Genomic DNA, 22,221 nt, shown 5'->3' with positions numbered 1-22,221 from the left:
TGGCAGCACGAACCTCGGAGAGAAGGAGTGATCATGGGACTGTTCAAAATCACCCGCAAGACGCAGCAGGAGCGCCAGGAGGAAGGGCTCCAGATGGCCGACGACATCGCCGCGGGGCGCGGATTCATGGGCAAGATGACCAAGGCGTTCCTGGGGAGCGAATTCACCGAGGCGATGCAGCAGGCGACCTCGTCCGTCCACCAGGCCGAACATGTCGCGGCCCTGCGGGCGGCCGGCGTGCCGACGCAGCCGGCCACGGTGCTCGGGCTGCAGGACACCGCTCAGACCATCAACGACAACCCCCGCGTCGTGCTCACCCTGCAGGTCGGCCAACAGGCCGTGGCGATCCCGGCGCTCATCTCGCGTCTCGAGATCCCCCGGGTGGGGGAACAGGTCCTCGTGCTGACCGACCCGCAGAGCGGTGAACTGCTCTACGCCGGTCTCGCTCCTCGCGCCTGAACGGAGTCTCTTTCGACATCGCGGATGCACGCACGGCCTTCGACAGCCATAATGAAGTGTTGATGTGACCGTGCACATGCGAGGAGGCCTGCGATGTCCAGCGCCTCCGAGCGTGCCCGCCTGCCGAGTATCCGCGATGTCGCGCGACTTGCGGGGGTATCCCATCAGACCGTCTCGCGGGTGCTGAACGATCACGCCAGCATCCGTCCGGAGACGAAGGCCAAGGTCCTCGACGCGATCTCCGTGCTCGACTACCGTCCCAACCTCGCGGCGAGAGCGCTCGTCACCAGCAAGTCGAACATGCTGGGGATCCTCTCCGCCACGATCGGGGAGTTCGGTCCGGCGTCTTCCATCGCGAGCATCGAAGATGCTGCCCGCGAGGAGGGCTACTCGGTCTCGACGCTCAACCTCGCCGACACCACACCGGAGGCGATCGGCGGCGCTGTCCGTCAGCTCGCGCGCGAGCAGGTCGACGGCATCGTCGTGCTGGCCCCGCAGGTGCGGGTGTTCCACGTGCTGCGCGGCATGTCGTTGGACATGCCCTTCGTCAACCTGCAGACGGCCTCGGGGTCCGATGGCGTCAGTCTCTCCGCCGACCAGGTGGCGGGAGCTCGGGCAGCGACAGAGCATCTCATCTCCCTCGGGCACGTCGACATCCTGCACCTGGCCGGCCCGCAGGACTGGATCGAGGCGGAATCCCGGATGCGGGGGTACCTCGACGGGCTTCGCGAAGCCGATCTGCCGACGTTCCCCCCGATCCGAGGGGACTGGACGGCGGACTTCGGATACTTCGCCGGGCAGGAGCTGTCGCGCCGCCGCGACTTCACTGCGGTGTTCGCCGCGAACGATCTGATGGCGATCGGCCTCATGCACGGCTTCCGCGATGCCGGCATCCGCGTGCCGCACGACGTCAGCGTCATCGGCTTCGACGACATCCCCGTCGCGGCCCACGTCGCTCCGACCCTCAGCACCGTCCACCAGGACTTCCCCGAACTCGGGCGCCGGGCCGTGCGCATCCTGCTCGCGCAGATCCGCGGGGAGCAGGTGCCGGAGTTCGGTCCGCTCAAGACGCTCCTGCGTGCGCGCGAGTCCGCTGCATCACGGTAGCGACACGAAATCCGGACGCGGACTTGACAGACGTCCGGTCGTGCGAGGACGATGTAATCCAATGTGAACGGTCACATCGAAGGTGACCGCACGTCCGCAAGGAAAGATTCGTGAGCACCACAGCAACGTTGCCGACCGTGTCAGGCCCCATCCTGGAGATGCAGAGCATCACCAAGGAGTTCCCGGGGGTCAAGGCGCTCGCCGATGTCTCCATCACCGTCCGCGCCGGCGAGATCCACGCGATCTGCGGTGAGAACGGCGCCGGCAAGTCGACCCTGATGAAGGTTTTGTCCGGGGTGTACCCCTACGGGACCTACGAGGGTGAGATCCGCCTCTACGGCCAGGAGCAGCGCTTCAAGGACATCGCCGCGAGCGAGCAGGCCGGCATCGTGATCATCCACCAGGAGCTCGCGCTGATCCCCGAGCTCTCGGTCACCGAGAACATCTTCCTCGGCAACGAGATCCGCCGCTTCGGCCGCATCGACTGGCAGGCGCAGAAGCAGCGGGCCATCGAACTGCTCGCGCGGGTCGGGCTGAGCGAAGACCCCGACGTGCAGATCAAGACCCTCGGCGTCGGCAAGCAGCAGCTCATCGAGATCGCGAAGGCGCTCAACAAGGACGTCAAGCTCCTGATCCTCGACGAGCCCACCGCGGCACTCAACGAGAACGACTCGCAGCATCTGCTCGACCTCATCCTCGGCTTGAAGGCCAAGGGCATCGCGTCGATCATCATCAGCCACAAGCTCAACGAGATCGAGCAGATCGCCGATGAGATCACGATCATCCGCGACGGCCGCACCGTCGAGACCCTCGACATCTCGCGTGGCGAGATCAACGAGGACCGCATCATCCGCGGGATGGTCGGCCGCTCGCTCGAGAGCCGGTACCCCGACCGCGAGCCCGACATCGGCGAGGTCTTCTTCGAGGTCAAGGACTGGTGGGTGCAGCATCCCACGGTCTCCGAGCGCATGGTCGTCAAGGGCTCCAACCTCAACGTCCGCCGGGGCGAGGTCGTCGGCATCGCCGGGCTCATGGGTGCGGGACGCACGGAGTTCGCGATGAGCATCTTCGGACGCTCGTACGGCACGTTCCTCTCCGGCACCATGATCAAGGACGGCCAGGAGATCGCGCTTCCCGACGTCGCCTCCGCGATCAAGCACGGTCTCGCGTACGTGAGCGAGGACCGGAAGGTCCTGGGCCTCAACCTCCTCGACACCATCAAGCGCTCGGTGGTCGCCGCCAAGCTCTCCAAGATCGCCACCCGGGGCGTCGTCGACGCGCGCGCCGAGTTCGCCGTCGCCGAGGAGTACCGCAAGGCGCTGCGGATCAAGACCCCCTCGGTCGAGGAGGGCGTCGGAAAGCTCTCCGGCGGCAACCAGCAGAAGGTCGTCCTGGCGAAGTGGATGTTCACCGACCCTGACCTGCTGATCCTCGATGAGCCCACCCGCGGCATCGACGTCGGGGCGAAGTACGAGATCTACGCGATCATCAACCAGCTCGCGGCTCAGGGGAAGGGCGTCATCGTCATCTCGAGCGAGCTTCCCGAGCTCCTCGGAATCTCGGACCGCATCTACACCGTGTTCGAAGGTCGGGTCACCGACTGCATCCCGGCCGATCAGGCGACACCCGAGGCCCTCATGCGCAGCATGACCTCCGCGACCCAGAAAGCATCCGCATGACCACCGAATCCACCCCCGCCAAGAGCGGATTCCACTTCAAGGACATCACGAAGATGTTCGGAGGCGGACAGTCGACGCTCCGACAGTTCGGCATCCTGGGAAGCCTCGTCGTCATCCTCGTCGTGTTCCAGGTGCTGACCTGGATCATCAAGGGGCAGGGTCTGACGCTGTCGTCGGGCAACCTGATCAACGTCGTCAACCAGTACTCCTACATCCTGATCCTCGCGATCGGCATGGTGATGGTCATCATCATGGGCCACATCGACCTGTCGGTCGGCTCGGTCGCGGCGTTCACCGGCATCATCGTCGCGAAGGCGATGGCCGACTGGAACCTCCCTTGGCCGCTCGCGATCCTGCTCGGCCTCGGCGTCGGTGTGCTGGTCGGCGCCTGGCAGGGGTTCTGGGTCGCCTATGTCGGGGTGCCGGCGTTCATCGTGACGCTGGCCGGCATGCTCCTCTTCCGCGGCGCCAACCAGTGGGTGGGTGACTCGCAGTCCATCCCGGTACCGCAGGGCTTCAAGGTGATCGGCGCGGGATATCTTCCCGAACTCGGGTTCATCCCGGTCCCGTTCAACGTGCTCACGATGGTCCTCGCGCTGATCGGCGTCGCCGTCATCGTGATCTCGGAGATTCGCACTCGCCGCGCGCAGCACAAGATGGGCTCCGAGACCGCGCCCGTGTGGGTGAGTATCACCAAGGTCGTCCTGATCTCGGTCGTCATCCTCGTCGCCGGCTGGATGTTCGCCACCGGTCGTGAGGGCACCAGCTTCCCGATCTCCGGCGTGATCCTGCTGCTGCTCGTGATCCTCTACACGTTCATCACCAGCAACACCGTGTTCGGCCGCCACATCTATGCGGTCGGCGGCAACCGTCAGGCAGCCCGCCTGTCGGGTGTGAAGGACCGCTGGGTCGACTTCTTCGTCATGATGAACATGTCGGTCCTCGCATCGCTCGCCGGCATGATCTACGTCGCCCGTGCGACGGCATCCGGTCCGCAGGACGGCAACGGCTGGGAACTCGACGCGATCGCCTCGGTCTTCATCGGTGGCGCCGCCGTCTCGGGCGGTATCGGAACCGTGATCGGGTCGATCATCGGTGGCCTCGTCATGGCCTTCCTGAACAACGGACTCGCGCTGCTCGGCGCCGGCGCCGACGTCGTGTCGATGGTCAAGGGCCTCGTGCTCCTCGGTGCCGTCGGCGTGGACGTCTGGAACAAGCAGCAGGGCCGCCCGTCGATCATCGGCTTCATGACCCGTCGTTTCGGTCGCAAGGAAGACCCGGCGCTCGAGACGTTCCAGCCGAACCAGAACTATCCCACCCAGCAGAAGTACGAAGCCCCCGCCGTCGACGAGACGCGCGGAAAGTAGGGGTCGGATCGCGCGCCGCACGCGCGACGAGACCTTCACACACCAGAGAAAGAGATCACATGAAGAAGATTCTTCTGTCGGCGACAGCGCTTGTCGTCGTGGGCGCATTCGCCCTCACCGGTTGCTCGGGAGAGCGCGGCGGAACTCCGGCAGGCGGTGACGGCGAGGAGACCGCGAAGGGCTTCGACGCCGGCGCCACGATCGGTGTCGCACTTCCGGACAAGACCTCGGAGAACTGGGTCCTCGCGGGCCAGCTGTTCACCGACGGGCTCGAGAAGGCCGGCTTCAAGGCCGACGTCCAGTACGCTCCGGCCAGCAACACGGTCGCCGAGCAGCAGAACCAGATCCAGGCGATGGTCACCGGTGGCGCGAAGGTCATCATCATCGGTGCGAAGGACGGCAAGCAGCTCGCGACGCAGGTCGAGGCAGCCCGCGACGCCGGTGTCGCCGTCATCGCGTACGACCGTCTCATCGAGAACACCGACGCCGTGGACTACTACGTCGCCTTCGACAACTTCGAGGTCGGCAAGCTCCAGGGCCAGGCTCTCCTCGACGGTCTCGAGGCCCGTGCGGGTCACGCGGCTCCGTACAACATCGAGCTGTTCTCCGGCTCTCCTGACGACGCCAACTCGGCTGTCTTCTTCAACGGGGCCATGGAGGTCCTCAAGCCGAAGATCGACGACGGCACGCTGAAGGTCGTCTCCGGCCAGACCGAGATCGCCCAGACGGCGACCGAGGGCTGGAAGGCTGAGAACGCTCAGCGTCGTATGGACTCGATCCTCACCTCGACCTACAGCTCCGAGGCCCTGGACGGCGTCCTGTCGCCGAACGACACCCTGGCTCGCGCCATCATCACCTCGGTGCAGGGTGCAGGCAAGACGGTTCCGGTCGTCACCGGTCAGGACTCCGAGGTCGAGTCGGTCAAGTCGATCATGGAGGGCGTGCAGTACTCCACCATCAACAAGGACACCGCGCTCCTCGTCGAGCAGTCCATCAAGATGGTCGGCCAGCTCCAGAAGGGCGAGAAGGTCGACGTGAACGACACCGAGCAGTACGACAACGGCGTGAAGGTCGTGCCGTCGTTCCTGCTGCCTCCGGTCATCGTCACGAAGGAGAACGCGGCTGAGGCGTACGCCAACGTCCCGAGCCTCCTCGAGATCGTGAACTCCTACAAGTAAGCAGCACACAGCGAGATCACACGAGCCGTCCGGCCGATCCTCTTCGCGAGGCTCGGTCCGGGCGGCTCGTCTGTGTGCCGGGCGGCGCGGCCGGGATGCCGGCGCTCAGGACGCCGTCTCGGCCGCGCGTGAGACATCCGGACCGGCATGGCGTGCGACGAGCTGTTCGAGGGCGGCGGTGTCCATGTCGGCAGTCTGCCCGAGGCGCTCGACCGCGGTCTTGTCCGCAGCGGCAACATCACGGCTCCCGGTTTGGCCTCCGCGACACCGGTCGGCTCAGAAAGGCGCGGAACTCATCGATGCTGCCCCTCCCGCGTTCGCATCAAACCAGACATCCGCATCCACGAAGGTGACCGTGTTCTGGGCCGGTGGCCGGTCGATGTAGGTGCGCCCCGTGGGGCTGGTCCACTCGAGCACACCACCCGAGCGCTGCTCCACATGCCAGGGCGAGTGGTGCTTCAGCATGTGGTGTCTTCGGCAGAACGCGGCGAGGTTCGAGTGGGTTGTCTCGCCACCTGTCGCGGCAGCGCGATTGTGGTCGAGGTCGCACTTTCTCGCCGCGAGTCCGCAGGTCGGGAAGCGGCATCGCTGGTCTCTCGATCGGAGATGGCGTCGGAGATGCTCGCTGGGCCGGTACCGGTCGACCGAGAGCATCGCTCCCGTCGTCGGGTGGGTGAAGACCCGATCCCATCCGGATGCGGTTCCGGCGAAGAATCGCGCCGTGTCGATATCGATGGGGATCGAACCGTCGAGTTCGGCTGGAGGGGACCCGCGATCGGTCGATGACGTGTCCTCGTCGCTACCTCTCAGCGACGTTGCGGGCACGGTCACCTCGACCCGGGCATGGATCGCGCTGAGCAGCCCGTCGACGGTGTCGTGCGCGGATGGGGTACCCGTGAGCACGAGGTCAGCGAGCAGATCTGCGCGCAGTTCATCGATCGTGCGGTCGTCGCGGGTTGCGGTGCTGTCTTTCGCTGCCGCTTGGTTCTCGCTCTTGATCGCATGCGCCATCTGAGACAGTCGATCGAACATGCCGTGCACGAGCGCCGCAGGCCCGTACATCCCCAGCTCAGCCATGCCGTCGTCGAGATCCTTCACCCAGACGCGTCGCCTCTTGCGAGCATCGCGGTGCCGATCGGTCACATCACGCTCCTGAAAGCGCTCGGCGATCCGCCGCGCGATTCGACGCAGCCGGTTCGGAGACTCGTTCTCGGCGACAGCCAGTGCTTCGGCGGCATAGGCCTCTCGATCGACCGCGTCGTCGATGTGCGCACCGGCGTCGACGATGACCCGTGAATGCCCCGCGTTGATGCGGCCGGCGCCCTGAGCCTCCCAGACGGTGGGCAAGCGATCGACCAGCCAGGAGGCGTCAGCCATGCGCCGCTCGACTGTGCGGTCGCTCACGCGCTGAACGGCGCCGATCTCGGCCGCCACGGTGCGGATCGTCATGTCGCCGCGGTCAGGATGATCGCCCTGCTTGGCGATGTCGACGGCCAGTCGACCCGCGAGCGCCAAGAGCCCGTCGCGAGCCGCCTGCATGCTGCTCAGCGTCGCTTCTGCGGCCTCCAGCGAAGCGACCAGATCGGCGAGCATCGCCATCTGCGTGTCCGTCGCATCGACCATCGCTTCCATGTCTTCAGTACATCATCGAGCACTGACATTCGAAGATATGTTCGCTACGCGAATCGCGAGGAGATGCCGACCGCGCGCCGATACGGCCTGATACACGACGCGCTGCGCTAATCCCAGATCGGGTCGTCGGGGTCGGGGGAGTCCGTGCCGTCGGCGTCGGTCATGATGCGCGCCTCAGCGATCCAAGACCTCAGCCGATCGCCGTGGAGCATGTGCGGTCGCGGCGTGCCGAGAAGATCGGGGGTCCTCACGATCTCCAGCGGCTCATCGCTCGCGAAGATGACGACGTTGCTGAGCGGTCCTTCATCGTCGGTCGGTTCTGCCTCGAGAACGACGGCGACGTGCTCGAACACCGTGCTCAGGGTCGCGGCCTGTCGCCGCGAATACTCGAACGGATGCCCGTCGAGCAGGTTGACCGCCACGACACCGTCGGGTGCGGACCGTGCGGCGACCCGGCGGTAGAACTCCTGGCTGGCCACACGGTGTCGGATGACGCCGGCATCCCAGAGATCGACGACGGTGAAGCGCGCCTCCACCCAATCCGTGTCGACCGCGGTCGCGCCCGTCGCTGCGGCGCCGAGCGGGGCGGAAGGGGAGGACGGCACCGACGATCGTCCCTCGACGGGGAACTCCGCGTCAGCGACCGCTCGCGCATCGCCGAAGATGACTCGCACGTCGGCGCCCTCGGGAAGAGGCAGCGCGGCGATCACTGCTGCATAGAGAGCGGGCTCGAACTCGACCACGAGTTGAGGCGACCCGGCACGGGTGGCCTCGACGTAGCGTGCCAGCGTGAGTGCTCCGGCCCCCAGGTGCACGGTGAACAACGGCTCGCCGGGGTCGGCCGCGGCATCGATCGCTCTGGCGATGTGCTGGATGTAGGCGTATTCGAGTGCGGTGGGCTCGGTCATCGAGACGACGGACTGCGGAATCCCATCGACGCTGAGCTCGTAGTGATCGGGTCGTCTTCTCGACTGCACCAGCTTCGCCTTGTGATTGTCGAGCGAGAGCGAGAACACCCGGCGATTCCTTGGCACCCGTCGATCTTAGATCGGGCGAGGCCGGTCGGAGACGCGAGTACCCTTGAGAGGACATGGCACATCTTCTCGGGGCAGAGTCCCTTCATCTCGAATATCCGACCAGGGTCGTCTTCGACTCCGTGACCGTGGGAATCGAGGAGGGCGACCGCATCGGCATCGTCGGGCGCAACGGCGACGGCAAGTCCAGCCTTCTCGGCATGCTGGCGGGAACCAAGGAGCCGAACGCGGGCCGCGTCACCGTGCGTGGCGGCACCCGCATCGGCGTCCTCGACCAGGCGGACACGCTCGCAGACGACGTCACGATCAGTGAGGCCGTGGTCGGCGACACCCCGGAGTACGAGTGGGCGGGCGATTCCCGCGTGCGTGACGTCATCGAGGGCCTCCTGCGGGATCTGCCGTGGGATGCCGAGATCGGCTCGCTCAGCGGTGGTCAGCGCCGTCGGGTCTCCCTCGCGAAGCTTCTCGCCGGTGACTGGGATGTCATCGCTCTGGACGAGCCCACCAACCATCTCGACGTCGAGGCGATCACCTGGCTCGCGGGGCACCTCAAGAAGCGGTGGAGCAACAACTCCGGCGCCCTGCTGGTCGTGACCCACGATCGCTGGTTCCTCGACGAGATCTGCACCGAGACCTGGGAGGTGCACGACCGCATCGTCGAGCCCTTCGAGGGCGGCTACGCCGCGTACATCCTGCAGCGCGTCGAGCGCGACCGGATGAACGCGACGATCGAGGCGAAGCGCCAGAACCTCGCCCGCAAGGAGCTCGCGTGGCTCCGTCGTGGCGCGCCGGCCCGCACGGCGAAGCCGAAGTTCCGCATCGACGCGGCGAACGAGCTCATCGCCGACGTGCCCGAGATCCGCGACAAGGTGTCGCTGCAGTCGCTCGCCGTCTCGCGGCTCGGTAAAGACGTCGTCGACCTGCTCGACGTGGGCGTGACCTACCCGCGGGCCGACCCTTCGTCGAGCTCAGGGACCCAGGACAGGGTTGTCCTGCGAGACGTCGAATGGCGTATCGCGCCGGGGGAGCGTACCGGCATCCTCGGCGTGAACGGTGCGGGAAAGTCCACGCTCCTCGGTCTCATCGCCGGAACCGTCGAACCCACCGTCGGCCGGGTCAAGCGCGGTAAGACGGTGGTCGTCAAGACGCTCACCCAGCGCCTCGATGAGCTGGAGGACGTTCGCCATGAACCGGTCCGCGTGGTCATCTCGCGGCTGCGCACCTCGTACACGCTCGGCGCCGGCTCCAAGGCGCAGGACCTCACTCCCGGCCAACTCCTCGAGCGACTCGGATTCGACTCCGCTCAGCTCTCCACGCCGGTGAAGGACCTCTCCGGTGGCCAGCAGCGCCGTTTGCAGCTGTTGCTCGTGCTGCTCGATCAGCCGAACGTGCTGATCCTCGACGAGCCCACCAACGATCTCGACACCGACATGCTCGCCGCGATCGAGGACCTCCTCGACTCGTGGTCGGGCACGCTCCTCGTGGTCAGCCACGACCGGTACTTCCTGGAGCGGGTCACCGACCAGCAGTACGCGATCCTCGATGGCAAGTTGCGGCACCTTCCCGGGGGCGTCGACGAGTATCTGCGGTTGCGGCACCTGCAGGATGCTGCGCCGCGCGCATCGCAGACGGCGACGAACACGGCGAAGAAGGCGGCCGGGCTCGAGGGTGCCGCCTTGCGCACCGCGCAGAAGGAGATCTCGTCGCTCGAGCGCCGCATCGAGAAGCTCACGCAGCAGATCGACAAGGCGAAGACAGCCCTCGCCGAGCACGATCAGTCCGACTACGCCGGCATCGCCGACGAGATGAAGGCGATCGGCGAGCGGCAGGCCGAGATCGAGGAGCTCGAGCTGCGCTGGTTCGAACTCTCCGAAGACCTCGGCTGACCGGATCTCGACGCCAGAGGTGTCAGCGTCGCGCGACCACCGCGACGATCGGGCGGTGATCGCTGCCGACGCCGTCGGCGGCGGTGATCACCGAGGCCGCGCGAACCTCCCACGCGGCACCGACCAGGACGTGGTCGATCGGCGCGCTGAGCCACCCAGGAGCGGACGCCGGCCAGGTGCCGGTCGACGAAGCGCCGGAGACGGATGCCGCATCCCGGCATCCGTCGATCGCCGAACCGAAGTGATCGACGGTGGCGTTCAGGTCGCCCGCCACGATGACGTCCGGCTCGGTGCAACGAGCGCCGATCCAATCGAGCCCCGCACTCCACTGGTCGGACATGCCAGGCAGCGGCGGCAACGGATGTGCAGCGACGATCCGCGGCCCCGTGCCGTCGACCGGCACCCAGACGCCGCTCGGAAGGTCTGGCGTGGAGCCTGCCGTCTCATCGAGCCGGTACTCGCCCAGATCGGCGGAGATGAGCAGGGAGGTGGGGACGTCGGAGTCGCCCTCGGGGCCGCGGGTGGTGTCGGCTGACATCGTCTTCCCTTCGAGTGCCACGAGTCGGGCGACCTCCGTCACCGCCGTCTCGTCCGTCTCGGGGAGGCTCACGATGTCGGCATCCGTCTCGATCACGAGCCGGGCGATCGACGCGGGGGATGCTGCGCCGCCCAGTGTGTTCCAGACGAGGACCGTCAGGTCCTCCGCATCGTCGCTGCTCGCCATATCGCCACTGCCGCCTCCTCGCGCCAACAGCACTCCCACGTTCGTGAGTGATGCGGCGACGAGCAGCACGGCCAGCGCGGCGGAGATCGACCAGCCTCGGCGGACCCGGGCGATGACCGCGAAGAGCAGGGCACCGACGAACAGGGCGATCGCCAGTCCCGCGCGGAAGGAGATCAGCTGCGCGACCACCGGAAGACGTTCAGACCCGAGAGCCTGCGGCCAGGACAGCAGCAGCGCGACCGGCGCTCCGAGCACCAGGGCGATCACGAATCCGAGCCGCTGACGTCGACGGCCGGGGGAGACAGGGTGGCCAGTGCTCGTCATCGTCATCCGTGCTCCCTCGTTCCCGCGCGATCGTCCGCCCAGTCTCACCGACGAAGGTCGAGAGAACCTGACCGTTCAGCGGGCAATGAGGAATATCCTTCTCCCACAGACGTTGGGAGGTAGTGATGGAAGGCCTCGAAGTAACTGTCCTGCTCGGACTCACGATTCTTGTCGGAACCCTGATCGCACCGCGTTTGCGCCTCGCACTACCCCTCGTCCTCGTCATCTTCGGTCTGCTGCTCGGCTTCGTGCCGCAGCTGCGCGAGGTGCAGTTGCCGCCGGAGACGGTGCTGCTGCTCTTCCTGCCGGTGATCCTGTTCTGGGAGAGCCTGACGACGTCGCTGCGCTCGATCCGTCGCGACTTCCGCTACATCCTGCCGATGAGCACGGTGCTCGTCGTGGCATCGGCGTTCGCTGTGGCCGGCATCGCCGTGCTGTTCGGCATGCCCTGGGAGATCGCGCTGATCCTCGGTGCGGCTGTCGCTCCGCCGGACGCCACGGCCGTCGCTGCGCTCGGGCGACTTCTGCCGCGCCGCGCCTTCATGAAGCTGAAGGCCGAGAGCCTCACGAATGACGGCACCGCCCTGGTTCTGTACGCGATCGCGGTGTCGGTCGCACTCGGCGGTCAGATCACCCCGCTCTCGGTCACCTGGGATGTGCTGGTCTCGTACGTCGGAGGCATCGCGGCCGGCACGGCCGTCGCCGCGCTCGGTTACCTGCTGCTCAGCCGCACCGCCTCGACGATCGTCATCAACGTCGCGCTGCTCCTCATCCCGTTCTCGGCGTTCCTGGCCGCGGAGATCGTGCACGCGTCCGGCGTGCTCGCGGTCGTCGTGGCCGGCCTCATCGTCGCCTACATCTCGCCCCGTGTGACGACCGCGTCGTCCCGGCGCCAGGCGGATGCCGCGTGGCCGTTCGGCGTCTTCCTCCTCAACGGCGCCCTGTTCGTGCTCATCGGCCTCGAGGTGCAGTACGTCGTGCACGAGATCTCCGCCGCGGCCATCGGGCGCCTCGTGCTCATCACCCTCGCGGTGTGGGGCACGCTCCTGGTGGTGCGCTATCTGTTCCAGCTGCTGAACGTGCCCTTCCAGGGTCGTCCGGCGTCGCCCCTTCCCCGAGGGATCCGATCCCGCGCGCGTGCGGTGTCGACGGTGGCCGGGATGCGCGGTGCGGTGTCACTCGCGATCGCCCTCTCGGTGCCGGCATCCATCAGCGAGGGCGGTGGGGTGTCCGGTCGCGACGAGATCGTCTTCGTCACGGCCGGCGTCATCATGCTCAGCCTCCTCGTGCAGGCGCCGCTGCTCCCGATGATCGTGCGGTGGGCGCGATTCCCGGTCGACCACGCCGAAGACGAGGAGTACGAACTCGCGGAGCGCGCCATCTCGGGTGCCGCCCTCGCCGCGCTCGACGACCTCGCGGCGGAACACGGTGTGGGTCAGGAGGTGCGCGACCGGGTGCGCGCCGAGGGCTATCAGAACCTCGAGTTCGCGAACGCGCGGACTCTGGCGCGCGAGCAGGCCCTCGTCGACGCCGAGGCCGAAGCCCTCGACAACATGCTCGACGAGCCCGACCCGCTCGGCATCGGGGGAGTGGAAGCCGCGACAGGAACAGCGCCGGGCGCTTCGCCGATCGTGAACGATGCCACCGACGGCACGGTGCTGCAGATCATCGCCACCTCGGCTGACGTCGACCTCGCGCAGCGGTCGCCCCTGATCCGCCACGAGGAGCACACGCGCCTCAAGCTCGCCCTGCTCGACCGCAAGCGCGAGGTGCTGCTGGGCCTGCGCGGCGCCGGCACCGTCGATGACATGATCGTGCGTCGGATCTCGGCGCGGCTCGACCTCGAGCAGGTGCGTCTGCAGGGCATCGAGGAGTACGACTGAGCGGGATCCCTCCCCGCTGTGACGTCGTGTGACGGACGATTCCGCGCGCGCCCGCGCGCCTGCCTAACGTATTCGAGTCCCCCCACGAGAGGAACCCTTTCCCATGTCACGTCGCACCACATCCGTCATCGCCGCGCTCGCCGCGGTCCCGCTCTTCGTCGCGCTCGCCGGCTGCGCCACCGCAGCCTCGAACGCCGGCTCCGGCGGCGGTGAGTCCGCGGAGAACGAGGTCGTCAAGATCGGCGTCGTCGGCAAGGGCGACGAGCAGTGGGAGCCCTTCGTCGAGGCCGCGGCGGAAGAGGGCATCACGGTCGAGCTCGTCGACTTCGGCTCCTACGAGCAGCCCAACCCGGCGCTCACCGAGGGCGAGATCGACCTCAACCAGTTCCAGCACATCGTGTACCTCGCGCAGTACAACACGGCCTCCGGTTCGGATCTCACCCCGATCGGCTCGACCGCGATCTACCCGCTGGGTCTGTACTCGACCAAGTACGACGACGTCGACGACATCAAGAAGGGCGAGACCGTCGCCGTTCCCGACGACGTCTCCAACCAGGCGCGCGCTCTGCTGGTGCTGCAGTCCGCCGGTCTCATCGAACTCAAGAGCGGCGGCACGATCTTCTCCGACATCGCCGACATCGACACCGAGAAGTCGAAGGTCAAGGTCACGGCGCTCGAGGCTGCGCTGACGGCGACTTCGCTGCCCGACGTCGCTGCCGCAGTCATCAACAACGACTTCGTGAAGAACGCCGGACTCTCGTTCGAGGACGCGATCGCACAGGACGACCCGGAAGACCCCAACGCGCTGCCGTACGTGAACGTCTTCGCGTCGCGCGCGGAGGACGCCGACAACGAGACATATCTGAAGCTGGTCGAGATCTTCCAGACCAACAAGGACGTGCAGGCAGGGCTCGCCGAGTCGTCCGGCAACACCGCGGTCCCTCTGCAGACCCCGGTCGCTGACCTCGTCGACTCCCTCGCGAAGGTCGAGAAGGACACCGAAGCGAACAAGTGAGCGTGACGGGAGTCATCCCGTCCTGCGAGAGAATCGGGTGACGCCCTGTGCGTCGCCCGATTCTCATTCCCCGAGAACCAGACCGGAGCAGCGCATGTCGATCGTGAGCCTGACCAACGTGTCGAAGGCCTATCCTTCGCGAAACCGCGGAGACGGAGACGGCGACGTCGTCGCGGTCGACGACGTGACCCTCGAGATCGAGAAGGGCGACGTCTTCGGCATCATCGGGTACTCGGGTGCGGGCAAGTCCACGCTCGTGCGGCTGATCAACGCCCTCGAGCCGGCGACGGCGGGCAGCATCCTCGTCGACGGCGTCGACATCACCTCCCTCAAGGAGAGCGAACTGCGGCGGGTGCGCGGGGGGATCGGCATGATCTTCCAGCAGTTCAACCTCTTCTCCTCGCGCAGTGTCAAGGCCAACATCGCCTACCCGCTCAAGCTCGCCGGGTGGAAGAAGCCCGACATCGAGGCCAGGGTCACGGAGCTGCTGTCGTTCGTCGGGCTCTCTGACAAGGCGAAGGCCTACCCGGAGCAGCTCTCCGGTGGGCAGAAGCAGCGCGTCGGCATCGCCCGCGCTCTCGCCACCGGCCCTGCGATCCTGCTCGCCGACGAGGCGACCAGTGCGCTCGACCCGCAGACCACGCACGAGGTGCTCGACCTGCTCAAGCGCGTCAACGAGGAGCAGGGCGTCACCATCGTCATCATCACCCATGAGATGGACGTCATCCAGACGATCGCCACCAAGGTCGCCGTCATGGAACGTGGCCGAGTCATCGAACAGGGTGACGTGTTCGACGTGTTCTCGGCGCCGCAGAATCCGGCATCGCAGCGCTTCGTCGGCACGGTCGTCAAGGGCGTGCCGTCGCCTGCCGAGGTCGCGGTGCTCAGCGAACGCCATCAGGGCCGTCTGGTCACCTTCTCGTTCCGCGACGGCGACTCCTCGCAGGCGCAGGTGTTCCTCGACCTCGCCGGTGCCGGGCTCGATTTCGAGCTCGTGTACGGCGGCATCAACGACATCCGCGGACGCGCATTCGGACACCTCACGCTCGCGATCCGCGGCGAGAGTGCGGCGATCGACCGGGCTCTCGTCGCGATCGGCGAACGCGTCGAAGTCACCGAGATCGTCGGAGAGGAGGTCCGCTGATGGATCGTCTGATCGAACTGGCCCCCGAGTTCTGGGCCGCCGCCCTCGAGACCCTCTACATGTCGTCGTTCGCTCTCGTGCTCGGCGGTGTGCTCGGACTCGTGATCGGCATCATCCTCTACGTGACGCGACGCGGCGGTCTGCTGCAGAACGTCGTCGTCTCGACGATCGCGAACCTTGCGGTCAACTTCTTCCGTCCGATCCCGTTCGTGATCTTCCTCGTCGTCGCACAGCCGCTCGCGAGGGCGGTCGTCGGCATCGGCATCGGCACCACCGCCGGAGCCTTCATCATCGGTATCGCCGCCGCGTTCGCGATCGGCCGCATCGTGGAGCAGCACCTGGTGTCGGTCTCGCCCGGAGTCATCGAAGCGGCGCGGTCGATGGGTGCCGGGCCCTGGCGCATCCTGTTCACGGTCGCGATCCCCGAGTCGCTCGGGCCGCTCATCCTCGGATACACCTTCATCGTCGTCGCCCTGATCGACATGACGGCGATGGCGGGGCTCGCCGGCGGCGGCGGTCTCGGCGCGTTCGCGCAGATCTATGGTTTCCGGCAGTTCGAGCCTGTGGTGATGTGGGCGGCGATCGTCCTCATCGTGGTGTTCGTGCACCTCGTGCAGCTGCTCGGCACGACGCTCGCGCGCAAGATCATGCGGCGCTGACCCGAGGGCGAGGTCAGGGGCCCGGGGCGGGTCGCGACGGGGCCTCCTGCAGCGTGCGCCGCGTCATGAACACCCGGTCTTCGCCGGTCAGCGGATCGACGAACCGCAGCTCGCGCGCGAGCAGCTGGAGCGGCCGGTCGTAGTCGTCGGGAAGGTCCTCGGTCAGAGTCGGATAGAAGCGGTCGTTGAGGATGCCGAGACCGATGGCGGCGAGATGCACACGCAGCTGGTGCATCTTGCCGCTGTGCGGCCGCAGCAGCGTGTGCACGACGCGGTCGTCGGCGCGGAGGAGCTCGATCAGCGTCTCGGAGTTGGGCTCGCGCTCGTCGTCGATCTGCACGCACACCTGGGCGCGCAGCTTCTCGATGTGGTTGCGATACACGAGGGGGAAGCGGTCCGGATCCCAGTCGGTAGGCCGGGCGGACACCGCCTCGTAGACCTTCTGCACCTGCCGGTTCTCGAACAGCAGCTGGTACGCGCCTCTGGTCGCCGGACGCGCCGAGAACATGAGCAGCCCGGCGGTCGCGCGATCCAGACGGTGGATGGGCGCCAGGTCGTGATTGTCGAGGCGTCGACGCAGGCGCACCAGGGCCGAGTTCTGCAAGAACTTGCCGCCCGGCGTGGTCGGCAGGAAGTGCGGCTTGTCGACGACAACCAGGTGTTCGTCCTGATGCAGGATCTGCTCCGTGAACGGGATCTCCTGCTCCACGGCCGGCTCGCGGTAGTACCAGACGAACTCCTCAGCGCCGAGAGGCGTGTGCCGGGTGAGGGGGGAACCGTCGCGCGCCACGATGTCGCCGCGGTCGAAGCGCAACAGCAGCCGCTCAGGGTCGAGGTGGAAGAAGCGCTCGACCATGTACGCGGCGACCGTCGGCCAGGCACCGGTCAGCGGCACGTGCAGGCGCGTGGCGCCCACGCCGTCGCGCGGGGGGAGCGGGGACGGCATGCCCATCAGCAGCACCTCATCAGCAGTGCCCGGTCACGAGTCGAAGCTGAGGCTGAGCTTGCGCAGAAGGCCGGCGAGACGGTCGCGGTCGCCGCGCGACAGCCCACGCAGCAGGTCGGCCTCGACGTCCACGAGACGTGTGATCGCGGCATCCACTCGGATGCGCCCGTCGTCGGTGAGGATGACCAGCACGCTGCGGCCGTCGCCCGGGTCCGCTTCCCGGCGCACGAAGCGGCGTGCCACGAGCCGGTCGATCCTGTTCGTCATGGTGCCGCTCGAGACCAGAGTCTGCTGCAGCAGCTGCTTCGGCGACAGTTGGAAGGGTGCGCCGGCGCGTCGCAGCGCCGAGAGCACATCCCACTCCCAGGGCTCGAGGTCGCTGCGGCGGAAGACGTCACGGCGCGCCCGATCGAGCAGTCTGGTGAGTCGGTCCATCCGCGACAGCACCTCGAGCGGGGAGAAGTCGAGGTCGGGGCGCTGCGTGTTCCACGCACCGACGATCCGGTCGACTTCATCCGCTTCGCTCATCCGATCATTATCCCGTGCGCGCCGACGCAACGGATGCCGAGGGCAGCGCCAGCGTCATGAACGTGCTGAGCGGATCGGGGCGATAGCTGCCGAACGGCCCGCACTCGCGGAACCCCGCACTCGCATAGAGCGCGCGAGCCGGCACGAAGAAATCCATGCTCCCCGTCTCCAGCGAGACGCGACGGATGCCGCGGCTCGCCGCATCCGTCAGCAGGAAATCGAGCATGGCGCGCCCGAGACCCCGGCCGCGCACCGCAGGATCCGTGCGCATCGACTTGAGCTCCTCGTGCCCCTCGTCGACCGTCGCGAGGGCACCGGTCGCCACCGGATGCCCGTCGTGGAACGAGGCGAACAGACGGATGCCGGGTGCGAGGAGCCGGTCGAAGGGCAGTGCGTGCCGGCTCTCTGCAGGGGCGGTCGGCTCCATGTCCGCGTGGTGGGATTCGAGGAAGGCGGCCAGTGCCGGTGTCGCGGATTCGACCCGTTCGATGATGATGCTCACGCCGTCAGCATCCCAAAGCCGTGTTTCGATCGGATGACGCCGCCCCACAGCATCGGATCACCAGCCAGGGCATGGCAGACTTGACGGGCGCCGTCCTCGCGGACGGCGCGGTCCGCCGTGGTGTAATGGCAGCACGACAGCCTTTGGAGCTGTTAGGTCTAGGTTCGAGTCCTGGCGGCGGAGCATGACAGCTAACCTCGCGATCATCATCCTCGCCGCAGGGCAGGGCACGCGCATGAAGTCGCGCATCCCCAAGGTCCTGCATCCGATCGGCGGCCGGCCGCTCGTCGGCCACGTGCTCACGACCGCGGCGCGGCTCGAGGCCCAGCACATCGAGGTCGTCGTGCGGCACGAGCGCGACCAGGTCGTCGCGGCGCTCACGAAGGACTATCCCGGCGCCGTGTTCATCGATCAGGACGACGTCCCCGGCACCGGTCGCGCCGTCCAGGTCGCGATCGACGCGCTCCCCGCCGACTTCGACGGCGACGTGCTCGTGCTCTCCGGCGACGTGCCGCTGCTCGAGGTCGAGACGCTTCGTCGGCTCATCGACGGCCACCGCACCGCGGCAGCGGCGGCGACCCTGCTCAGCGCCCGGCTCGAGGACCCCACGGGGTATGGTCGCGTCATCCGCGACGCCGCAGGCACGGTACAGCGCATCGTGGAGCAGAAGGACGCCAGCGCCGACGAGGCGGCCGTCACCGAGATCAACGCGGGGGTGTACGTCTTCCGGGCACCCGAGCTGCGCACCTACCTCTCGCGCGTCGGTCAGGACAACGCCCAGGGCGAGATGTACCTGACCACCGTGATCGAACTGCTCCGTGGCGCGGAGCAGACCGTCGCGGCGGAACTCGCCGACGACACCGCGTCGACCTTCGGCATCAACGACCGTGTCCAGCTCGCCGAGGCCGGCCGCGTGCTCAACGACCGCATCGTGCGCCGCTGGCAGCGCGAGGGCGTCACGGTCATCGACCCGGCGACCACCTGGATCGACGACGACGCGAACCTCTCGCCCGACGTCACCATCCTGCCGAACACGCACATCCTGCGGGCCACGGTCATCGCTCCCGGCGCCATCGTCGGCCCCGACACCACCCTCGTCGACTGCGAGGTGGGGGAGAACGCCATCGTCCGCCGCACCGATGCCACGCTCGCCGTGATCGGCGCAGGCGCGACCGTCGGCCCGTTCTCGTTCCTCCGCCCCGGCACGGTGCTCGGCGCGAACGGCAAGATCGGCGCCTACGTCGAGACCAAGAACGCCGAGATCGGCGAGGGCAGCAAGGTTCCGCACCTCTCGTACGTCGGCGATGCGACGATCGGTCGCGGCGTGAACCTCGGTGCGAGCACGATCACCGCGAACTACGACGACGTGAACAAGCACCGCACCGAGATCGGCGACGAGGTGCACACCGGGTCTCACACCGTCCTCGTCGCGCCCGTTAGGCTGGGTGCTGGTGCGAAGACCGCCGCAGGCGCCGTCGTCCGCAAGGATGTCCCCGCCGGCGCGCTGGCCATGAGCGTCGCCCCTCAGCGCAACATCGAGGGGTGGGTCGAGAAGAACAGAGCAGGCACGGGTGCGGCGGACGCCGCGTCCCGCGAGAATTCGGCGGAATAGGCGGACATGGCGCGTAAGAAGAAGATCGTCGACCTGGATCGCGACAACGGCATCGCGCCCGGTCTGGTCGCGAGGACCAAGAAGCGCCTGGTCATAGCCGGAGGGCGATCGCACCCCGCGCTCACCGCGGCCGTCGCGGAGTCGCTCGGCACCGAGATCGCGCCGACGGAGCACCGTACCTTCGCCTCCGGCGAGATCTATGCGCGGTTCGAGGTGTCGATCCGCGGCTGCGACCTCTTCCTCTTCCAGACGTTCGGTGAGCCGGTCAACGAGTGGCTCATGGAGACGCTCATCATGATCGACGCCGCCAAGCGCGCCTCGGCCAAGCGGATCACCGTCGTGGCGCCGTACTACCCGTACTCCCGTCAGGACAAGAAGGGCCGTGGCCGTGAGCCGATCAGTGCCCGTCTCGTCGCGGACCTGCTCAAGACAGCCGGTGCCGACCGCGTCATGAGCGTCGACCTGCACGCCGCGCAGATCCAGGGCTTCTTCGACGGCCCCGTCGACCATCTGTTCGCGAAGCCGGTGCTGCTCGAGCACTTCCAGCGCACCCTGAGCCCGGAGGATCGCAAGATCCTGACCGTCGTCTCACCCGACATGGGCCGCGTGCGCGTCGCCGACACCTGGTCGGACAGCCTCGGTGCGCCCCTGGCCATCATCCACAAGCGTCGTGACCCGAAGGTGGCGAACCAGGTCTCCGTGCACGAGATCGTCGGCACCGTCGAGGGCCGCACCTGCCTGCTGGTCGACGACATGATCGACACCGGCGGCACGATCGTCAAGGCCGCTCAGGCTCTGAAGGCGGCGGGCGCGCACCGCGTCATCGTCGCAGCCACCCACGCGATCTTCAGCGACCCGGCGCACGAGCGACTGCAGGACGAGTCGATCGATGAGGTCGTCGTCACCGACACGATCCCGCTCACGGAATCGCGTCGCTGGGACCGGCTGACGATCCTCCCGATTGCCCCGCTGCTCGCTCGCGCGGTGCACGAGGTCTTCGAAGACGGTTCGGTCACGAGCATGTTCGGCGGCGACGCGTAACGCAGCGAAACGGCACAGCCCGCGCATAGCCGGGGTGCCTACGGTCGATTCAGCGGCATACAGTCGCGAGACACCGAGCCGGGAGGACCATCATGATCCGCACGACCGTACCGACCTCTGTCCACAAGGGAGCCGCCCTCATCGGCGTCGCAGGACTCCTCGTCCTCGCCGGCTGCTCCACCCCCGCCGAGAACGACGAGCCGACGACTGGCGCCAGCACCGGATCCGACGGGGGCTCGAACTCCGAGTCCAGCGGCGGTGACGCAGCCGGCAGCTACAAGGACGGCACCTACACCGCCGACGGCCAGTACCAGACGCCGGAGACGGTGGAGAAGATCTCGGTCACCCTGACCCTCGCCGACGGCGTCGTGACCGACGTCGAGGTCACGGGCGACCCGCAGGCTCCTGAGACCGAGCGCTATCAGGGCGAGTTCATCGACGGGATCGCCGACGAGGTCGAGGGCAAGTCGATCGACGAGCTCGACGTGAGCCGTGTCGCCGGATCGTCGCTGACCAGCGGTGGATTCAACGCCGCGGTCGACGCGATCAAGGAGCAGGCCGCGGCCTAGGCGCCGAGGGCCCCGTCATGGCGCGCTGGCGGTTCGATGCGATCGGCACAGGCTGGGAGATCGAGACGTCGGCGGAGCTGACGGATGCGGATCGCAGAGCCGTCACCGCCGAGATCGAGCGTTTCGATCGCGAGTGGTCGCGGTTCCGCGACGATTCCGATGTGACCAGGCTTGGTCGCGAGGGCGGTGAGCTCGTCTCACCGGATGCCCGCGTCATGCTCGACGCGTACCGGGCGCTGTCGGCTGCCACCGATGGGGCTGTGAACCCCCTGGTGGCCGACAGCCTCAGTGCGCTCGGGTACGATCCGGGATACTCGCTGATCGCCGGCGAACACCTGAGTGCGCCGGCGGCATGGGAAGAGCGTGTGTCGTGGACGGATGCCGCGGCCACGGCATCCGTCCCCGCCCTCCTCGATGTGGGTGCGCTCGGCAAGGGCCGCCTGGTCGATCTGATCATGACGGTGCTGTCCGGTGTCCCGGGCGACGTCGTGGTCGATGCGGGTGGCGACATCCGGGTGCGCGGCTCAGCCGCCCGCATCGGGCTCGAGCACCCGTTCGACGCCCGGAAGGCGATCGGGGTCGTCCTCGTGCAGGACGGGGCGCTGTGCGCCTCGGCGATCAACCGTCGGGCGTGGGGGAGCGGACTCCATCACGTGCTCGATGCCCGCACCGGGCTACCCGTACGTACCTGGGCGGCGACGTGGGCGTTCGCGCCCGAGGCGATGAGAGCGGATGCCGTCTCCACGGCGCTCTTCTTCGACGGCGGCCCCGCGCTGGCCGCGATGTGGGGAGTCGAGTGGGTCCGGATGACCACCGATGGCCGTGTGGAACGCTCGACCGGCTGCCCGGCCGAGCTGTTCCTCACGGGAAGTGGACGCGGAGCGCGTCCTCAGAATCAGAACTAGGCGTCTTCAGAATCAGAATTAGGGAAG

At 67.4% G+C, this 22,221-nt stretch carries 20 protein-coding genes and 1 tRNA gene; 15 read left to right on the top strand and 6 right to left on the bottom strand.

Annotated features, from left to right (window positions below):
• Positions 1 to 33 precede the first annotated feature (33 nt).
• The 5 genes from V5D55_RS19295 (at position 34) to V5D55_RS19275 (ending at position 5,790) form a co-directional block, all read left to right on the top strand.
• Positions 34 to 459, top strand: coding sequence for a hypothetical protein (locus V5D55_RS19295; RefSeq protein ID WP_435746228.1), 426 nt, complete (start codon positions 34 to 36; stop codon positions 457 to 459).
• 93 nt (positions 460 to 552) lie between these two features.
• The gene (locus V5D55_RS19290) at positions 553 to 1,566 is read left to right on the top strand and encodes a LacI family DNA-binding transcriptional regulator (RefSeq protein WP_435746226.1); all 1,014 of its coding nucleotides are present in this window, start codon (positions 553 to 555) and stop codon (positions 1,564 to 1,566) included.
• Between the two features lie 110 nt (positions 1,567 to 1,676).
• On the top strand, positions 1,677 to 3,245 hold the full coding sequence (gene mmsA / locus V5D55_RS19285; RefSeq protein ID WP_435746224.1) for a multiple monosaccharide ABC transporter ATP-binding protein: 1,569 nt from the start codon (positions 1,677 to 1,679) through the stop codon (positions 3,243 to 3,245).
• Entirely contained in the window at positions 3,242 to 4,612 is a 1,371-nt protein-coding gene (gene mmsB, locus V5D55_RS19280; RefSeq protein ID WP_435746222.1) for a multiple monosaccharide ABC transporter permease, read from the top strand. Before mmsA ends, mmsB begins: the two co-directional genes overlap by 4 nt.
• Before the next feature lie 59 nt (positions 4,613 to 4,671).
• Positions 4,672 to 5,790 (top strand): substrate-binding domain-containing protein, encoded by a 1,119-nt coding sequence (locus tag V5D55_RS19275; protein ID WP_435746220.1) that lies wholly within the window; start codon positions 4,672 to 4,674, stop codon positions 5,788 to 5,790.
• Positions 5,791 to 6,066: 276 nt separating this feature from the next.
• Here the strand turns inward: V5D55_RS19275 and V5D55_RS19270 are convergent, their stop codons facing one another.
• Entirely contained in the window at positions 6,067 to 7,422 is a 1,356-nt protein-coding gene (locus V5D55_RS19270) for a DUF222 domain-containing protein (RefSeq protein WP_435746218.1), read from the bottom strand.
• 107 nt (positions 7,423 to 7,529) lie between these two features.
• The gene (locus V5D55_RS19265) at positions 7,530 to 8,456 is read right to left on the bottom strand and encodes a spermidine synthase (RefSeq protein ID WP_435746216.1); all 927 of its coding nucleotides are present in this window, start codon (positions 8,454 to 8,456) and stop codon (positions 7,530 to 7,532) included.
• Between the two features lie 56 nt (positions 8,457 to 8,512).
• Here V5D55_RS19265 and V5D55_RS19260 point away from each other — a divergent pair, with 56 nt between their 5' ends.
• Positions 8,513 to 10,342 carry an ABC-F family ATP-binding cassette domain-containing protein gene (locus V5D55_RS19260; RefSeq protein ID WP_435746214.1) on the top strand — a complete coding sequence of 610 codons (1,830 nt, stop codon included), beginning with the start codon at positions 8,513 to 8,515 and terminating at the stop codon, positions 10,340 to 10,342.
• 22 nt (positions 10,343 to 10,364) lie between these two features.
• Here V5D55_RS19260 and V5D55_RS19255 read toward each other — a convergent pair whose 3' ends face one another.
• Positions 10,365 to 11,390, bottom strand: a complete 1,026-nt coding sequence (locus V5D55_RS19255; protein WP_435746212.1) for an endonuclease/exonuclease/phosphatase family protein — start codon at positions 11,388 to 11,390, stop codon at positions 10,365 to 10,367.
• 125 nt (positions 11,391 to 11,515) lie between these two features.
• Between V5D55_RS19255 and V5D55_RS19250 the strand changes: the two genes are divergently transcribed.
• From V5D55_RS19250 to V5D55_RS19235, 4 genes are all read left to right on the top strand, one after another.
• A complete protein-coding gene (locus tag V5D55_RS19250; RefSeq protein WP_435746210.1) occupies positions 11,516 to 13,273 on the top strand; it encodes a Na+/H+ antiporter in 1,758 nt (585 codons plus the stop codon).
• A gap of 103 nt (positions 13,274 to 13,376) precedes the next feature.
• On the top strand, positions 13,377 to 14,288 hold the full coding sequence (locus V5D55_RS19245) for a MetQ/NlpA family ABC transporter substrate-binding protein (protein ID WP_435746208.1): 912 nt from the start codon (positions 13,377 to 13,379) through the stop codon (positions 14,286 to 14,288).
• Positions 14,289 to 14,382: 94 nt separating this feature from the next.
• Positions 14,383 to 15,432, top strand: a complete 1,050-nt coding sequence (locus V5D55_RS19240; protein WP_435746206.1) for a methionine ABC transporter ATP-binding protein — start codon at positions 14,383 to 14,385, stop codon at positions 15,430 to 15,432.
• A complete protein-coding gene (locus tag V5D55_RS19235) occupies positions 15,432 to 16,091 on the top strand; it encodes a methionine ABC transporter permease (RefSeq protein ID WP_435746204.1) in 660 nt (219 codons plus the stop codon). Before V5D55_RS19240 ends, V5D55_RS19235 begins: the two co-directional genes overlap by 1 nt.
• 13 nt (positions 16,092 to 16,104) lie before the next feature.
• Here V5D55_RS19235 and V5D55_RS19230 read toward each other — a convergent pair whose 3' ends face one another.
• The 3 genes from V5D55_RS19230 to V5D55_RS19220 are packed head-to-tail and all read right to left on the bottom strand — an operon-like array spanning position 16,105 to position 18,067.
• Entirely contained in the window at positions 16,105 to 17,043 is a 939-nt protein-coding gene (locus V5D55_RS19230) for a pseudouridine synthase (RefSeq protein ID WP_435746202.1), read from the bottom strand.
• 27 nt (positions 17,044 to 17,070) lie between these two features.
• The gene (locus V5D55_RS19225) at positions 17,071 to 17,565 is read right to left on the bottom strand and encodes a MarR family winged helix-turn-helix transcriptional regulator (protein WP_307380895.1); all 495 of its coding nucleotides are present in this window, start codon (positions 17,563 to 17,565) and stop codon (positions 17,071 to 17,073) included.
• A 7-nt stretch (positions 17,566 to 17,572) separates the two neighbouring features.
• Entirely contained in the window at positions 17,573 to 18,067 is a 495-nt protein-coding gene (locus V5D55_RS19220) for a GNAT family N-acetyltransferase (protein WP_435746199.1), read from the bottom strand.
• Positions 18,068 to 18,178: 111 nt separating this feature from the next.
• On the opposite strand from V5D55_RS19220, the gene V5D55_RS19215 reads away from it, so the two are divergent.
• The 5 genes from V5D55_RS19215 to V5D55_RS19195 all read left to right on the top strand — a co-directional run bounded on the left by V5D55_RS19215 (position 18,179) and on the right by V5D55_RS19195 (position 22,194).
• Positions 18,179 to 18,250 (top strand) — tRNA-Gln (locus V5D55_RS19215).
• 1 nt (position 18,251) lies between these two features.
• The gene (glmU, locus tag V5D55_RS19210) at positions 18,252 to 19,679 is read left to right on the top strand and encodes a bifunctional UDP-N-acetylglucosamine diphosphorylase/glucosamine-1-phosphate N-acetyltransferase GlmU (protein WP_435746197.1); all 1,428 of its coding nucleotides are present in this window, start codon (positions 18,252 to 18,254) and stop codon (positions 19,677 to 19,679) included.
• A 6-nt stretch (positions 19,680 to 19,685) separates the two neighbouring features.
• The gene (locus V5D55_RS19205; protein WP_435746195.1) at positions 19,686 to 20,720 is read left to right on the top strand and encodes a ribose-phosphate diphosphokinase; all 1,035 of its coding nucleotides are present in this window, start codon (positions 19,686 to 19,688) and stop codon (positions 20,718 to 20,720) included.
• Between the two features lie 92 nt (positions 20,721 to 20,812).
• Entirely contained in the window at positions 20,813 to 21,289 is a 477-nt protein-coding gene (locus V5D55_RS19200; RefSeq protein WP_435746193.1) for an FMN-binding protein, read from the top strand.
• A 17-nt stretch (positions 21,290 to 21,306) separates the two neighbouring features.
• Entirely contained in the window at positions 21,307 to 22,194 is an 888-nt protein-coding gene (locus V5D55_RS19195) for an FAD:protein FMN transferase (protein WP_435746191.1), read from the top strand.
• Positions 22,195 to 22,221: the final 27 nt, after the last annotated feature.

Source organism: Microbacterium sp. PMB16, assembly GCF_051294855.1.
Taxonomy (GTDB): Bacteria; Actinomycetota; Actinomycetes; order Actinomycetales; family Microbacteriaceae; genus Microbacterium.
This window is presented reverse-complemented; position numbering and strand designations above follow the sequence as displayed.

What these genes read in the sequence shown, in the direction of transcription:
- V5D55_RS19275 (WP_435746220.1), top strand. Translation starts at nt 4,672, where the DNA reads ATGAAGAAGATTCTTCTGTCGGCGACAGCGCTTGTCGTCGTGGGCGCA.
- V5D55_RS19295 (WP_435746228.1), top strand. Translation starts at nt 34, where the DNA reads ATGGGACTGTTCAAAATCACCCGCAAGACGCAGCAGGAGCGCCAGGAG.
- glmU (WP_435746197.1), top strand. Translation starts at nt 18,252, where the DNA reads ATGACAGCTAACCTCGCGATCATCATCCTCGCCGCAGGGCAGGGCACG.
- V5D55_RS19225 (WP_307380895.1), bottom strand. Translation starts at nt 17,565, where the DNA reads ATGAGCGAAGCGGATGAAGTCGACCGGATCGTCGGTGCGTGGAACACG.
- V5D55_RS19290 (WP_435746226.1), top strand. Translation starts at nt 553, where the DNA reads ATGTCCAGCGCCTCCGAGCGTGCCCGCCTGCCGAGTATCCGCGATGTC.
- V5D55_RS19250 (WP_435746210.1), top strand. Translation starts at nt 11,516, where the DNA reads ATGGAAGGCCTCGAAGTAACTGTCCTGCTCGGACTCACGATTCTTGTC.
- V5D55_RS19270 (WP_435746218.1), bottom strand. Translation starts at nt 7,422, where the DNA reads ATGGAAGCGATGGTCGATGCGACGGACACGCAGATGGCGATGCTCGCC.
- V5D55_RS19260 (WP_435746214.1), top strand. Translation starts at nt 8,513, where the DNA reads ATGGCACATCTTCTCGGGGCAGAGTCCCTTCATCTCGAATATCCGACC.
- V5D55_RS19235 (WP_435746204.1), top strand. Translation starts at nt 15,432, where the DNA reads ATGGATCGTCTGATCGAACTGGCCCCCGAGTTCTGGGCCGCCGCCCTC.
- V5D55_RS19240 (WP_435746206.1), top strand. Translation starts at nt 14,383, where the DNA reads ATGTCGATCGTGAGCCTGACCAACGTGTCGAAGGCCTATCCTTCGCGA.
- V5D55_RS19245 (WP_435746208.1), top strand. Translation starts at nt 13,377, where the DNA reads ATGTCACGTCGCACCACATCCGTCATCGCCGCGCTCGCCGCGGTCCCG.
- V5D55_RS19195 (WP_435746191.1), top strand. Translation starts at nt 21,307, where the DNA reads ATGGCGCGCTGGCGGTTCGATGCGATCGGCACAGGCTGGGAGATCGAG.
- V5D55_RS19205 (WP_435746195.1), top strand. Translation starts at nt 19,686, where the DNA reads ATGGCGCGTAAGAAGAAGATCGTCGACCTGGATCGCGACAACGGCATC.
- V5D55_RS19255 (WP_435746212.1), bottom strand. Translation starts at nt 11,390, where the DNA reads ATGACGAGCACTGGCCACCCTGTCTCCCCCGGCCGTCGACGTCAGCGG.
- V5D55_RS19200 (WP_435746193.1), top strand. Translation starts at nt 20,813, where the DNA reads ATGATCCGCACGACCGTACCGACCTCTGTCCACAAGGGAGCCGCCCTC.
- mmsB (WP_435746222.1), top strand. Translation starts at nt 3,242, where the DNA reads ATGACCACCGAATCCACCCCCGCCAAGAGCGGATTCCACTTCAAGGAC.
- V5D55_RS19230 (WP_435746202.1), bottom strand. Translation starts at nt 17,043, where the DNA reads ATGGGCATGCCGTCCCCGCTCCCCCCGCGCGACGGCGTGGGCGCCACG.